10 protein-coding genes and 1 pseudogene are annotated in these 14,981 nt (G+C 59.8%); 5 read left to right on the top strand and 6 right to left on the bottom strand.

The annotated features are described in order from the left end of the window. The first annotated feature begins 1 nt into the window (after position 1). Complete coding sequence (locus AA309_RS17675; RefSeq protein WP_047190337.1) at positions 2 to 250, top strand: DUF2274 domain-containing protein; 249 nt, start codon at positions 2 to 4, stop codon at positions 248 to 250. Here the strand turns inward: AA309_RS17675 and AA309_RS17680 are convergent, their stop codons facing one another. From AA309_RS17680 to AA309_RS17700, 5 genes are all read right to left on the bottom strand, one after another. After that, entirely contained in the window at positions 251 to 1,165 is a 915-nt protein-coding gene (locus AA309_RS17680; protein WP_047190338.1) for a LysR family transcriptional regulator, read from the bottom strand. Between the two features lie 147 nt (positions 1,166 to 1,312). After that, a complete protein-coding gene (locus AA309_RS17685) occupies positions 1,313 to 2,572 on the bottom strand; it encodes an MFS transporter (RefSeq protein ID WP_084731348.1) in 1,260 nt (419 codons plus the stop codon). Positions 2,573 to 2,869: 297 nt separating this feature from the next. Beyond that, on the bottom strand, positions 2,870 to 6,697 hold the full coding sequence (locus tag AA309_RS17690; RefSeq protein ID WP_052954796.1) for a non-ribosomal peptide synthetase family protein: 3,828 nt from the start codon (positions 6,695 to 6,697) through the stop codon (positions 2,870 to 2,872). A 289-nt stretch (positions 6,698 to 6,986) separates the two neighbouring features. Continuing rightward, the gene (locus tag AA309_RS17695; protein ID WP_047190340.1) at positions 6,987 to 7,736 is read right to left on the bottom strand and encodes a maleate cis-trans isomerase family protein; all 750 of its coding nucleotides are present in this window, start codon (positions 7,734 to 7,736) and stop codon (positions 6,987 to 6,989) included. A 94-nt stretch (positions 7,737 to 7,830) separates the two neighbouring features. Beyond that, positions 7,831 to 8,706 (bottom strand): NAD(P)-dependent oxidoreductase, encoded by an 876-nt coding sequence (locus tag AA309_RS17700; protein WP_047190341.1) that lies wholly within the window; start codon positions 8,704 to 8,706, stop codon positions 7,831 to 7,833. Between the two features lie 949 nt (positions 8,707 to 9,655). On the opposite strand from AA309_RS17700, the gene AA309_RS17705 reads away from it, so the two are divergent. The 3 genes from AA309_RS17705 to AA309_RS37765 all read left to right on the top strand — a co-directional run bounded on the left by AA309_RS17705 (position 9,656) and on the right by AA309_RS37765 (position 11,607). Next, positions 9,656 to 10,192, top strand: coding sequence for a TetR/AcrR family transcriptional regulator (locus AA309_RS17705; protein WP_200902005.1), 537 nt, complete (start codon positions 9,656 to 9,658; stop codon positions 10,190 to 10,192). A 384-nt stretch (positions 10,193 to 10,576) separates the two neighbouring features. Then, positions 10,577 to 11,131 carry an IS110 family transposase gene (locus tag AA309_RS37760; protein ID WP_425286890.1) on the top strand — a complete coding sequence of 185 codons (555 nt, stop codon included), beginning with the start codon at positions 10,577 to 10,579 and terminating at the stop codon, positions 11,129 to 11,131. A 50-nt stretch (positions 11,132 to 11,181) separates the two neighbouring features. Beyond that, positions 11,182 to 11,607: a transposase gene (locus AA309_RS37765; RefSeq protein WP_425286891.1), complete on the top strand. Its 426-nt coding sequence runs from the start codon at positions 11,182 to 11,184 to the stop codon at positions 11,605 to 11,607. Positions 11,608 to 12,205: 598 nt separating this feature from the next. Here AA309_RS37765 and AA309_RS17715 read toward each other — a convergent pair. After that, the gene (locus AA309_RS17715) at positions 12,206 to 13,240 is read right to left on the bottom strand and encodes a LacI family DNA-binding transcriptional regulator (protein WP_244470395.1); all 1,035 of its coding nucleotides are present in this window, start codon (positions 13,238 to 13,240) and stop codon (positions 12,206 to 12,208) included. Between the two features lie 555 nt (positions 13,241 to 13,795). Here AA309_RS17715 and AA309_RS17720 point away from each other — a divergent pair. Continuing rightward, positions 13,796 to 14,335: pseudogene (locus AA309_RS17720) on the top strand (sugar phosphate isomerase/epimerase family protein); the annotation flags it as partial. Between the last annotated feature and the right edge of the window lie 646 nt (positions 14,336 to 14,981).

The following is a 14,981-nucleotide window of genomic DNA, read 5'->3' on the forward strand; positions in this document are numbered from 1 at the left end:
CATGACGAAGCTGAAACTCGGTCCCATCGCGGACGACAAGCCGGTCAAGGTCACCGTGGAACTGCCCGCCGCGCTCCACCGCGATCTGACCGCCTACGCCGAGGTGCTGGCCCGCGAGACCGGACAATCAGTTGCTGATCCCGTGAAGTTGATCGTGCCGATGCTGGAGCGGTTCATCGCCACGGATCGCGGCTTTGCGAAGGCGCGGCGGACCAAGCCTGCCGGACCCGAACCGCGCAACCCCGGCTAATCATCGATGGGTGGGCGATGCTCTCGCCATCGATTTCGCGATGGAAAGCAGACGCCGCAGAGCAGGATTGTCATTGTTCGGAGACCATACGGCGTTGAAGGGAAGGATCTCCCCAGCGATCGGCCGATAGCAGATGCCGGGAAATTGCGCGGCCGTCATCGCCTCGCTGGTCAGCGTCAGTCCACGTCCGAGCGCAACGAGAGAGAGCAGATTGTCTCGGCTCACATGGTGCGGCTGAATTTCGGGATGGTGGCCCAGATCCGCCAGCCGCTGCACCAGATAATCATGAATCTCCTGGCCGGGTGCGACCTCGCTGACGATGAAATGCTCATCAGCAAGTTCGTGCCATTGCAGTTCGCCCTTCCCGGCCAGAACATGCGAGTCCGGCAGCACAGCGATGACCCGCTCCGACCAGAGTTGCGCCGCATCGCATCCGGGCCATCCGCGCGTACCCGTCAGGAAGGCGACGTCGAGCTGAAGCTGGTTGATGGCGGCGACATGCTCGGCCGGGTTGCCGTCGACGAGTTCGATCTGCACCTTCGCGTGCTGGCGATCGTAGGCGCGGAGAAGTCGCGGAATAAAGCCCGATGCGAGAGAGGAGTAGATGCCTATTCTGACGCGCCCTTCCTCCGAGCGCCCGACAGTGGCTGCGGCCTTGGAACTATCCCGGACGTGCCTGAGGATTCTCTGAGCATGGCGGAAATACCGCTCGCCCGCCTCCGTCAGGCGGACGCCCCCGCTATGGCGATGAAACAGCGACACTCCGATCCGATCCTCAAGATCGCGGACACGGCGGCTGATCGTTGATTCCTGTATTGCAAGAGCAGCGGCCGCCTTGCGGAAACTTCCGTACTCGGATGCGGCTAGGAAGTAGCGCAGATGGCGAAACTCTATTGGACTAATGGACTTCCCCATACGCTAACCCGGCTCCCGGTCATCAATGCAAGCTGGCAAAGACAGTGCGAGAAATGAGGCCGCGACGAATGAAAGCAGTTTCTGACGCATGATGCGGTTTCCGATGCGTGGTGGGCGGATGACCCGGCGTGACGATGTTGATGAAATCTAAGCTCTCATGCGCTCCAGCTCCCTTCGGGCGGCCCGCGGCGCGGGTCGAAGATGGAGAGCGTTCCGAAATCGAACATAACTGTCCGGAGAGAAGCGCGCGGCGACGGCGATCATGACGATGCTGCCGATAGCCATCAGGGTCCAGACATGCGTGAGGTCGGAGAAGACGTCACGGAACCCGCCTGCGATCAGCGGCACGAAGCTTGCGAGGATGTAGCCGCCGCCCTGGACGATGGCTGTGAAATTGCCCGCGATCGTTGGGTCATCGATATGGTCGATTGCAACGATGATCGATAACGGGAACAGAATGCCGATGCCCACCCCCAGCATCACCATCGCGGGAATGGCCAACGCAATCGGCGACATGGTGAGGACGGCAAACCCGGTGGCCACCGTGATGAGGGAGAAAGTCAGCGGTCCGCGCCGGTCCGGGAGGTGATGAACAAAAGCCGCAACGCCGAGTGCCGTGGCAGCCTCGACAACAGTCAGAATCGACAGCAACAGGCCGGCTCTTTCGGCAGGCTGCTGAAGGCCGAGGTAGAACGGAGGGATCCAGGCCATCGCCAGCATGAAGGCGCCCGTTCCGACCCCGAAGAAGATCATCAGCGACCAACAGCGCAGGTTGCTCCACAAGTGCGGGGAGTGGGAGGCACTGACCGACGCCACCATGTCGATGCCGCCTTCGCTTCTCGCATCACGGGACGCGAGAAGCCAGACGACTGTGGCGCTCAGCGCCGGCAGTGACCAGGCCGCCAATGTTCCTTGCCAGCCGAGGCGGCTTGCGAGGTGGGCCGCCACTCCTGCGGCGACGGCGCCGCCGACCACGATGCCGGTAGAATAGACGCCGATCACGCGACCTATTCCGGCCCTGTAATTGCGCTTGGCGAAGCTTGGGGTCAAAGCTCGGATGATCGCGATTCCGATCCCCGCTCCGCTGGCGGTGAGGATCAGGCCGGCGGCGCCATCGAACCAGTACCGCAGAAGGCAGGAAGCCGCGATGATGAGGCCGCCGACTGCGACGTCCCGCCTTTCGCCCAGCACCGCTCGGATCTGCCGGACATAAATCGCACCGAGCCCGATCAAAAAGACAGGAATCGTCGTCAACAATCCAAGACCGAGCGAACCGATCGGGGTCGTCCCGAGTATCGGCGCGGCAAGGGATCCAATGGCGGCGACGACCGGGCGCAGGTTCAGTGAAAGCAGGAAGATAGCCAACAAAAGCAGCCTGCGATTCTTCGTTTCATCTCCTGTCAACATGGGTTTTGCTCCGAAGGATTCCGGGTTAAGCCGCGTTCAAGCGTTAGATGACCGACTTTGATCATCGGGCGATTTGAGCAGGTGGCCGATATGCGGCTGGATGTCCGGTTCGTAGACCGCTTCGTGCCATCGATCCGGAGGAATGCCCTACAGGGTAATCGAAATGGCGCCGGGATTGCGGCGAAACGCACCTTGAGCCGCTTCGGCGACGGCACTTTTCAGTCTCGCACGCGCTCCCGATCGAGGTTTGCCGAAAATGCTTGATGATGACGTGAGGCACAGTCGATCTCCTTCCAATCAGGCCGCTATCCGTGCCGGCCCGTCGTCCAGCTCGCTTCTGCTCGCTGCGACTGTCTTCAGGGCGGCGATCACATGCGGCAGTCCCGCAGGTTTCAGTACCGTGTAATGATCCGGCTCCAGATCGACGATCCGCACCACGTTGGAAATGCTGACCGATGCCGATTCAACGAAGGACCGGCTGTCTCCTCGCGCCCGCAGAATCGTTGCCGGTGCCTTCAATGGCCGCGTGCGCGGTTCCGGGCCGTAGGTCGGCCCGTAAATCGCCGTTACAAGCCGCACGATGCGTTCGATCAATCCCCTGTCGAGCACCGGATAGGAGGCCGCTACATGCTCGATGAAGCTGGCCTCGTCCTTGGCCGTCTGCACGCATGCCTCGACAAGCTGGGGGTCTATCGAATGGGCGAACACGGAATACAGAATGGTGAGGAAAGAGCGATCGCGGAAAAGCGTATTGCTATCGCCCCGAACGGGCTGCCCGCTTTCGAGTTCCGGAGAACCCGGGGCCAGGAAAACCAGTTCCTGCACCGTCTCACCGGCCTCTTCGAGCTGAGCGGCGACTTCGTACGCGACACGGGCACCGAATGAATACCCCCAGAGGCTGTAGGGGCCTTGCGGCTGGATACTGCGAAGGACCGCGACATCCGCAGCGGCCATCTCTTCGATCGAACCGGAAATCTCCTCGCTGGGATTGATCCCTGATGCCTGCACACCCATCACCGGCCGTTTCGTCTCCAGGGCTTGGGCGAGAGGCCGGAGGTTCAACGGATAGCCGCCGAGACCGGGCCACAGGAAAATAGGCTGGTCGATTCCGGCCCGAAGCGTGACCGCCCGGGCAATGCCGTGCTGGCGTCCCTTGGTGATGCGCCGAGCAAGCTTTTCGATTGTGGCGTCCTCGAACAATACCTGGATGGGCAGGTTCGCTCCCAGCGTCTGGTTGATTTCCAGTACGACCGTGACCGCTTGCAGCGAATCTCCGCCGATCTCGAAAAAGTCATCCCGTATGGAAACATCATCGAGGTTCATTTCCCGCCGCCAGATCGTGCTGATCGCCTCTTCGATGGCGGTGCGGGCTGGCACGAACTCCCGTTCGGAATGCTGTTCGTCGAAGATATTCGATTGCTTGAGCGCGACGACATCCACCTTGCCGGATGCGCTGTAGGGGAGCTGGTCGATTACCACGATGCGGCTCGGGACCATATAGTCGGGCAGGATGTTATGAAGATCCTTGCGCACGAGTTCGGCGGGCCCATGCATGTGAACCGCATCCTCCCGCATGCCCTCATGGGAGATCTGGTCGGTGCTGATCTTACCCGCCAGAGCGAAGTAGACCGCCGGCTCCGGCTGGCCCGGTTCGCGCAGGATATCGAATATCCGCCGGGCGGCGACCAGATCCTTGCCGGTTTTCGAACTGTATCCCGACGACATCAGGCCGATCTGGATGTCGTTCATCTGCAGGGTTTGAAGGCCCCGCCCAAGATCGATATAGCGACGCCATGCCTCGGCCGTTCGGTTAACGAATGTGACACCCGCACTCGACCGCTCATAGACCTGCTGGTTGATAGCGATGACATGTTTCTGTTGAACCACATGCTTTGAAAATGGCTCAAATCTTCCATCCCGGTACCGGTAGGTTCCGGAAGGCAGGCCGTCGACCTTATCTCCATGGGCTTGAACGTAGATTTCGAGCGCTTCGGTATCTTCGCGTTCTGAAAACGGGACTATGTCGAATGACCCCAGATAGGCATGGTCCTCATCCAGGCGAAGCAACTCACCAACTTCGTTCACAAACGCGCTGCGTCCGAGCGCCAGGCCATATTCCGGGAGAACGGCATCGAGCAGGCCAAGGATATGCCCTGTCTCCATCTCAAGAACTTCGAGGATGTTGTTCTTATAGACGGGGCGGATGGCCGCGACGTTGCCGATGAAGTGCAGTGTCGCGGAAGGGCCCGAGTCTTCTTCGCGCTCTGCCCGGATCAGGACAAGGCGATGGTCTGCAGGATGATAATAGTAATGTCCGGACGGAATATCCGCTATGTTGCGAAGTTCGATATGAACTTGCGTCGCGTAGAGTGCGCCCGGCGAAGCATAGGCATATTTTGGCAGAAGCCGTTCATGGCTCCTGAACTGCCCAAGGTTTCGCATCAATGCCCCGAGGGTCTTCAGATCCAGGGCCGAAAGGCTTGACGACGGGCCTGTAACCACTGGGCGTTCCAGCAAAGTGAGGAGGTCGGTTGACGACAGCCGGCCGCCGTCAAAGAAGCGGTAGGTTTTCCGCGCAAAGGCCCGCCGACGTTGAACCACCGTTTCCTCCCGGCCAGGAAGATCGACCGACGAACGGCCGACGAGGTCGCTGGCCCGCCTCAAACCGCCATCGGAAAGCTGCGCCCTCACTTGCAGGCGGCTTTTCTTGCTCTGGTGGTGCGCTCCGTGATCGCCCTGGTCCATGATCGATGCATCTCGGGGATTGAGCTCGACTCCTGCAAGCAGGACGGGCTGGCCCGTCCGGGCATCCGATTTGACAAAGACTGCCGCCGATTTCACCCAGTCATGGTTTTCAATCGCCATGCGGATCTCGTCCAATTCGATCCGGTAGCCTCTGAATTTGACCTGATTATCCGCACGGCCCACGAAGTGCAGGGTGCCGTCCGGGTTGAGCCTGACAAGATCGCCGGATCTGTACATGCGGACCGGATCCTGGCCGGGCGCCGGCGGCAGTTTGACAAACCGCTCGCTTGTCTGCTCGGGCCGGTTCAAATACCCCTCGGCGACCTGGACTCCGGAAATATAAAGTTCTCCGGTCTCTCCTGGCGGCACGGGCCTGTGCTCGTCATCCAGGATATGCAACCCCGTCCTGGCCGCTGCGAAGCCGAGCGGAACGGTCTCCTCGAGATGCTCCAAACCTTCACGCGTTACGGTAAACGAAGTGGCATTGATCGTGCATTCGGTCGGACCGTAGAGGTTGACCAGCGTGACATCCGGCTTGACATTGAGAATGCGCGAAGCGAGCTTCCAGCTCAGTGCTTCACCGCCGCTGTAGATGCTTTTCAAGGTGGACGTTTGGGCGAACTCCGGATCGTCCACCAAGGCCTGCAGCAATGTCGGCACGGCCTGCAGCATCGTGACGTCATGGGCCTTGATCATCTGAACGATGCCGGCGGGATCGCGGTGGATGCTCGGATATCCCATCACCACCGTGGCGCCGCAGCAGACCGCCAGCAACTCCCATTGCGCGGCATCGAAACTGATCGGCGTCTTCTGCAAGATCTTCTGGCCGCTGACGAGGTGATGCTCCGTTTGCAGCCATGTGAGTTGACTGACGATGGCCCGGTGCGATATCGCCACGCCCTTCGGTGCTCCCGTCGTTCCCGAGGTGAAAATCACGTAAGCGAGGTCGCTGCCCGTCAGGTCGTTCAAGCCGAGATCGAGGTCCGTCACCTTGATCGATGATTTGTCGCCGACGGACTCGACGTCGATAACCTCGACGACGGGCAGTAGGAAATTCGAGAGAGCAGCATGGCCTTTGGCATGACTGACGATGACAGAGACGCCGCCGTCCCGCGTCATGTGCGCCAGACGCTCTTCAGGATAGTCGGTTGCGAGCGGAAGATATGCGCCGCCGGCCAGAAGCACCGACCAGACCCCCACCAGGAGATCCACGGAGGACTCGATGAAAACCCCTACCCTGTCGCTTGGGCCAATCCCGCGCTCACGCAGAGCGTGGGCCACGGAAAGGCATCGTTCGACGAATTCGGCGTAGGAAAGAGAGTTTTTCCCGTCGGTGACGGCAATCTCCCGAGGCCGGCTTCTGGCCTGAGCCAGCAACATTTCGGCCAAGCTCATTCTCGTGCTGAGCAAATTCAGGCTTGAGATAGCGCGTTGCCCACGGAAACCGGGAATCGGTGGAGGATTCGTCGGTCTGTGGTGTTCGACAGACATTCCAGTGCTCCTTTGCGCATTTTTGGATCGAAGTGTACAAAACAAGTGATAAGGGAACTGCGCTGTGCAGCGTCGTTAAAGGCTTTCCCTCGTTTCTGACTAAGCGGAGGAGTGACCGGGTCCAGAGATCACTCCCGGATATTTTCAAGTCTTGTCATCAATGCTGGATCTCTCAGCCTCAACGGATTGAGAACAGCAATCCGGCTCGCTCAACGGAATCTGCGATTCCGCTCTGTCTCAGCGCATGCCAATAAAGAACGGCGTTGTTTGTGATGACAGGTTTGCCGACCCAGTCTTCGGCGAGCGCGGCAAAGGCCGCCATTGGCACGTTCGTGCCAACCTGTATGATCGCCTCCACCTCGGGCCGGTTAACCGCCTCGACCGCGGCGCGAAGCTTCGCTGTCGTCACATCTGCAATCCGGGATGGGCTCGTTCCGCCGAGGCCATGGAGTGCGACAACCTCGTAACCGCGCTCAATGAAAAAGCGGCTTGCCGGATTGTCCCCGATTTCGGCATAGGGGCTGATCAGGCCAATCCGGCGCAACCCGCCGAGTTGCTCCAGAGCTGCCTCGATCGCGTCGGCGCTGGTGGTAATCTCGGCGCCGCCGGCAGCCTCACGAAACTGCGCCAGAAGCAACCGGTGATGCTCCGCGCCTTCCCAATAGCTATCTGGCGAGACCGCTACGATGACACGTTGTAATCCGCAGGCGCTTAAGCTCTTCAAGGCGTTGCTTGTCGATTTACGGATCCTGTCGATCACGCTGTTGAAGCCAGCCTCCTCTTCAAGAGACTCGTCTTCAATGAGGATGCGTGCAGTGTGATTGGTGACCCCGGCGGGCCGTAACGCATCCATTTCCGGCTGTGCGGACGTATTGGTTGAGGGTACCGCCACACCGAGCTTCAATCGATATCCAAGAAGATCAGGCATCCAAATCTCGTAAAAATGGCGCAGGCGAACAGGGAGCGAAGTCAGACCGGCCAATGGTCGACTTCGTAGAGTCGGATACGTCGACTTCTGTGGATCAGGCCAGGTAGGAAGCAGCGATATCGAGGTTCCCGGCGCCGTATGCGGCGGCCCGCTCGAACCTGCTCTTGCCTGCAGTCACCAGGTCGAGCTTCAGGCCGGCCTCCTTAGCGGCGGCGTCGACAAGTTTGCTGTCCTTGATGGCATTATTGATCGTAAAGCTCGGCTCAAAATTCTCATTGAGGATCGCCGATGCTTTGGCTTGAAAGAAAGGACTGTCAAGAGGCCCGCCCTTCACGACGTCGACCACAAGCGCGGGATCAACACCTAACGCTTTGGCAAGAGAAAGGCTTTCTGCCGTCCCATGCGTAAGTGCAAGAACCAGGCTATTCAAGGCGAGCTTCAGCTTCGTTGCGTCGCCTGGCAGCTCGGAGACCCAGACAGAGCGGCTCCCGATCGCATCGAATATCGGTTGAGCCCGCTCGCGTCCCTCAGTCGGCCCTGAAGCCAGGATGACGAGTTTGCCCGCTTCGGCTGACTGGCGAGTCCCCTGCACCGGGGCGTCGAAGTATATCCAGCCCTTCGCAGCCGCGAGTTGCTTCAAGCGCTCTGTGGCCTCGATCCCGACTGTGCTGAGCTGGATCCATATGGCGCCGCCAATTTCGGGCCGGATTGAGGAAATCGTGCTCTCTATCGCCGGGCCGTCCTTGAGGACCGTGATGACGATGTCGGCACCTTTGACCGCCTCCGCCGGATCAGCCGCAATCACAATTCCTTCTTCCGAAAGCGCGTGCGCCTTTTGAGCGCTTCGATTCCATACGCGGACTGCAAAGCCCTTCTTATGGAGATTGCGTGCGACCGGTGCGCCGATAATGCCGGTGCCAAGCACCGCGATGACGGCGGATTTTTGTTCGATTTGCCGCTCGTGCGACATGTCAGCCCCTTGTCAAGTATAGCCATAGGAAGTGCCCAACCGCCGATGGTTATGGACTGATCGATACAAAACTGTCAAGGCAAACACTTTTCTATAGTTTCCGGTTTTTGGAGAAGAATTAACTACCTTAAAGCTGTTATTGATCGCGATGTAGTTTACCGCCTGCCGCAGAACGATAGAGGTCAGAGCAATGGCGTGGAAATAAGCGAGCGTCTGAAGTAATCGCGCGTAGTCGCGCAAGGGGGTAGCAAATGCGCGTGGCCCAGGTATGTGCTCTCGGCCACCCAGCGGGCAGCAACGGTACGAACCCGCCCTTAGCGTCGGTAGGTCTGACCACTTGCAACGCGATCGCATGCTCGCGTCGCAGCCGAAGCTCTCTCGCTGCTATAGCCCTGATCCACGTGCGCCAGACCCCTGGCACGTCCAGGTGACCGATGATAGCTCGGACTGTGGGGTGCGCGAGCACTGGTACTATCGCGGTTGCCGATCCAGAGGCGGCGACCGGTACGACACCGACCTGACGGCAGCGCAGTAGATCGCGGCGCGTTACTTCTGGTAACGCATGACGCCGGAAGGTCAAACGACAACACCGGCTGGTCTGTACGCGGAGGAAGATCAGACACGCTTCGGCAATCGTCCAGGTGGCACTGAGAATGCCGGTCGTGTTGACTCCTATGGCATGTCATCGAAGCCAGCTGAGAAACGCCGGCTACAGCGACAACTGCAGCTTAGTCGCGGGAGCATCCAAGCTCAGAGAACAAATGCGTGTCGTCGGCCAGATTGGTAACAGCAAGCTCCCAATCGGATTGGACATTATTGCATGCGCGGAATGCACGCTCTCTTCCGCGTTGCCCATTCTCGGTCGAGGTGATATTTGGACCGTTTAGGCTAAAAGGGGCCAGAAATGCGACCTCGGGAATTCGATTCGGAAGCTGCGGCAGACGCGATCATGCGCGTTTTCCTGAAACATGGTTATGCCGCCACCTCAATGGACGATCTTATTCGTGAAACCGGATTGTCGCGAAGCAGCATCTATAATGCCTTTGGCAGCAAGCAGCAGATGTATCAAGTTGCCTTGCAGCAATATCATAAAACAACGTCGGCGAATGTGAATCTCGTTGCTCAGGATGGACCGCTCAAGGACATTGTGCGCAAGCTCATGATGTCAGTCGTGAACGATGAATTGAGCGGGCGGGACGATCGAGGCTGCCTCGTTGCCAACAGCAGCTTGGATGTGGCACCGCATGATCCCCAAATTGCGGCGCTGGTCGCCGATCACCTCACCCGGTTGGAGAATGCCCTTAATGCCGCGATCAAGCGTGGGCAGGAGAAAAACGAGTTGAGCGGTGATCGGGATAGCCGAGCATTGGCACGTTTTGTCGTGAGCTCCGTTCAGGGTCTCAGAGTGATGGGAAAGGGTAGCGCCGAACAGGGCCGCCGACGCCGTTTACTCGACATCGTCAATATTACGTTAGACGCCCTTTAAAACTGTTTGGTGGCGGAAGGTCGTTGGGATCGGGTTACGTTGGGCGATTGAGGAATATAGTTGGCGCTTTGACGGCCTGCGGCGCCAAACTCCTCACCGCAGGAGGGCGTGATGCCCTCCATTCATCCCAGTGCCCGCACCACCCCAGCCGTTCGCCAGGAGATCGCCCGCTCGACGGAGCCCACGGGCGTGCGGGCCCAGTTGTCGCTAGGCACTTTGGCGTGAAATTCCCGATTTTGGAACAACCATAGACATCTTGGCGTGAGACTCTGAGTCCCTGGAATCTCATATGTGGACATTGGGTAATTGCGGGGGGCGCGAGAGCTCTGGCGGAGATGCTGATGAGGCGACAGTCTGATTGGCCCAACAGAGCAGGAGCAGCTGATGACCTACTACGCCGGCCTGGATGTCTCGCAGAAGGAAGCCCCGATCTGCATCGTGGATGCGCAGGGCCGCCGCCTCTGGCGCGGCAAGACCGCGACCAATCCCGAGGCTTTCGCCCAGATCCTGCACTGGCACGGTCGTGATCTCCGGGTCGGCGTTGAGACCGGTCCGCTGATGCCTTGGCTCGTGCACGGGCTGCGCCGCCATGGCGTAGAGGTGATCTGCCTTGATGCCCGCCATGCCAAGGCCGCTCTCGCGATGCAGCTCAACAAGAATGACCGCAACGATGCCGAAGGGCTGGCTCAGATCGTTCGCACGGGCTGGTACCGCAGCGTCCATGTCAAGTCGTTTGAGGTGCATCGGCTCCGTGCCCTGCTGGGCGCTCGCCGGCAGTTGGTGGGCATGACCATTCAACTCTCCAACCACATTCGTGGCATCCTGAAGGTTTTCGGTCTGGTGGCGGGTCCCGTCCATGGCGGCACCTTTTCCGAACGCGTTGAGACCCTTGTGTCAGATCAGCCTGAGGTCGCAGTAGTTGTGCAGCCGATGCTGTAGGCCTGGCGCGAGCTGAAGAACCAGATCACCAGCTTTGAAAGGCTGTGCGAATGGAGGTGCGCCAGCGGAGCGAGTGTCGTCTCCTGATGAGTGTGCCGGGGATCGGCGCCCTCTCGGTCCTCGCTTTTGTCAGCGCCATCGAGCACCCGGATCGCTTTCGGCAGTCTCGCAATGTCGGGGCTCACCTCGGTCTCACGCCACGACACTACCAGTCGGGTGAGGTCGACCGAAGTGGCCGCATCTCCAAATGCGGCGACGAGCTGGTGCGATCCTACCTGTTCGAGGCCGCCGGTGTCTTGCTCACTCGGGTGCAGCGCTGGTCGCCGCTCAAGGCCTGGGCCGTGCGGCTGGTGCAACGGAGTGGGTTCAACAAGGCCCGAGTGGCCTTGGCCCGCAAGCTCGCGGTGATCCTGCATGCGATCTGGCGGACGGGCGCGCCTTTCCGTTGGACCAAACTGGAAACAGCTGCAGCATGAGAATGGGAGGATGAGATTGATCTGGCATTCATCATGAGGTGAACGCCAGGTGCCGTGCTTGCTCCTCGGGGCGAGGGTACGGGTCATTTCGTGAGCGGGGCTTGTGAGAGCTGGAGGCTCCAGCTGATCACGTTGTGGACCTTGGAAGGCTCGTGCTGTTGAACCCGATGATGCGGCAGCCAGTGCCGACCGCGGAGAGAACCGTGACCCGGGGAGAAGCAAGGGTGCCAGAGCTGTTTGCGCTTGACTAGAGACCCGCGATTAGAGAACGAGCCATTCCGCCTGGCCTGTTGCACCTGCGAGCCAATAGGCCCGTAGTGTGCGTTCCACACCTTGGAAGATTCCCCCGCATAGCCCCGTCATGCGGCGACACTGTCTCGACCGCGAAGACGACACTGCTCCCGGCAAACAATAGCCTCTGCACCAAAAAGGGCTTGCATTCCACCGCGCGATCAGACGACGGGCTGGGCAGGCATCAGGGCGCTTACTTGGTTGGAGCAGATTAGGCTGACGCTGTCTAGGGTTCGCTCATTTATGCGCCCTCCGCCAGTCAATGTCCGATGCCGTGCTATGTTCAGGCCGCCTTGGCAGCCCCGGCTCAAACATTTTCGGCCGTGTAGATCTCGAAGGGAATGACACGTTGCACGATGCTGCCGCCTTGGTTGCTGATCGTTGATTGCGCCATCGCCTCGACCAGTGTGTCGGCCAACAAACGCCTCGGATGCGACAGGACAACATTGATCACACCATCGACGAGCCCGGCAATGGTCTCAGTTATCAGTTCCCGTCCGATAACCACGAGGTTTCGGGATAAGGCGCTCTGGTCCTCACGCAAGGCTCGGATGACGCCAGTGATGCCGCCACCGGCGACGTAAATGCCAACCAGATCCGGTGTCCGCCGCAACAAGTCCAGGGTGATTTCATAGGCGTAGCGCGAGTCCTCGAGGGTTGCCACGGAATCGAGCAACTGAAACTCCGGCGCATGTTCGCGGAAGTACGAACGGAAGCGCATTTCGCTGACATCTTGGCTCAGGAAGCGATGGCTCCCCACATAGACGCCGATCTTTCCCGGCGTCCTGCACATGTTGGAGATGAACCAAGCCGCGGTGCCGCCGACCTTCCAGTTGTCCAGCCCTACGTAGCCGGCACGGTTCGCCGCAGGGAGGTCGGAAATGAGCGCGAACACAGGCACGCCTTTCCCGTGCAGAGTGTCGATCGCCTGCGTCACCTTGGGGTGATCTGCGGCGACGACCGCCACGGCATCGCATTCCCGCCCAAGCTGGAGGAGGCGTTCCGCGGCGACTTCCGGCGTCAGGTCGTCCCGGAACCTCACCACCGCCCGGCCCCTGATGGTCGTCGAGGCATCCGTCGCCTCCTTCAGGTCCTGCCCGAGCATTTTGTAAAACGAGCGTTGCGGCTGCTGGAGGAGGAAGCCGAGGGAGCGGGCAGGCCGATCCTGTCCGAGGCGGTGACGGATCATCCCGGTGCCATAAAAGCCAATGGCCTCTGCGGCACGTAGCACCTGTTGGGAGGTTGCCTCCCGCACGCGATGGCGGCCGCTTAGGACACGATCGACCGTTGACACGCTGACATTAGCAACCTTGGCCACATCGGCGATGGTAGGGCGGCTCACCTGACCCTCCTTGACAGATTCTTTCATTTTTCCCAGTAGCGCGATGAAAGTTCTTGAAAGAAAATTGTCAACTTTCATTGCAAGATTTCTTTCATATTGGTAGCGATTTCAAACCTCGTCAATGAGGGTGCTCAAGAGCGCCCACGACACAGGAGGAAAGACCAATGCCAGACAAGATCCCATAGGCCGCCCCACGATAGGAGCCCCTGCTCGGGAGCAGGAGAACTCCGGATAGTCCTGCAACCATCTGTCGGCCAGTCCAGACCTAAGTCCTCATACGGTGAAACAGTACTCCTCGATCCGATCAGGATGCGAGAGAAGGTTTAGTCTCCCGCAATGGGACAAGCTGCTCCTCCCATGACCACAGATAGGCATGAAGCCCGCCGGAAATGCCATCCGCTTGTCGTGCGGACCTGCCTCGGCTCACGAGGTGCCGGTGTCGAGGATCCGCTCAGATCGCGAAGCGATGGACCGCGCCGACACGGGTGCGCCATCGACTGATGAAGGGCGGAGCCAGTGGTCTCCGACAGACCCACGCATCGAGGAGGAACCTACATGAAGATTGCGCTCGATCCCTACATGCACCGCCACGTGCCTCTCCTAGAACTGCCGCAGTTCGTCGCAAAACTGGGCGACGAATACATCGAACTGTCCCTGCGTGCGGATTTCCTCGACCGGTGGGTCACCCCCCGCGTTTATCCCGAGCGTATCCGCGACTTCAAAAAGGCGTTGCGCGACAGCGGTGTGAAACTGGCCTCGCTGCTGCCGATGTCCCGCTGGGCAAGCCCGCATCAGGTCGAACGACTGACGGCCATGCGTTACTGGAAGAACGCGATTCGGATTGCGGTGGAACTCGAGTGTGACACTATGAACTCGGAATTCGGCCGCGGACCTGCGCCGAGTTCGCCTTTCACCTCTTACAATTGCTGTGCGGGCGGCCATACGGAATTCTGTGAAGCCGCCTTCTGGGACAGCATGGACGAGCTGGTGCCGATCTCCGAGCGAGAAGGGATCCAACTCAACATCGAGCCGCACCCCGAGGATTTCATCGAGACGCTCCAGCCGGTGGTCGAAATGATACGCTCGATCAACAGCCTTGAACGGCATGGTGGAGATCCGAGATCTGGAGGACGCGGTTCCTCTATGCCATGCGGCTTCGGTCGCCAAATCGCTCATCCGCGCAACAAGGCGAAAAAAGGTGCTGGGGAGGAGCACCCTGGACAAGCCCTGAGGTGTGTCCATGACCCACATGCTGCGGGATCGGGTCGATGACGTCGGACCTTGGAACACCCGGCCTGAGCCCCCCATCAAAACCATGCGCAAGGCGGAAATGTCGCTCAGCATCATCCACGAGATCTCTGGGGTCCTGGCCACGCCCACCCAGCTGGAGGTCACGCTTGCCCATGTCGGGAACATCCTCTCCCCGTTTCGGCCAGGAGGTCATGGAGCAAGCGTCGTCCTGGACGCTGAAGCAGAGCCGGAGATTACCGCAAATGGCAACACCCACCGCCATCAGGCCTTCGCCGCGTCATCCCGCACGCCGTCATCGACTAAATCGCCACTACGGGGATGCCGCTCGTCATCCCGGCTATCAGCACGTCCGAACCATGTCAGGTCGACCGTCAACCATCTTCGAGCCGCGGCCCCAGTCCCTTTGTGGGGTCGCGGTCAAGGCTGAGCATCACATCAGTGGAACATTGTCGATCGACCGCGTCAGGGACGATGCCGCCAGCGTCGGCTG

Origin of the sequence: Microvirga vignae (assembly GCF_001017175.1) — a bacterium.
In the GTDB taxonomy this organism is placed as follows: domain Bacteria; phylum Pseudomonadota; class Alphaproteobacteria; order Rhizobiales; family Beijerinckiaceae; genus Microvirga; species Microvirga vignae.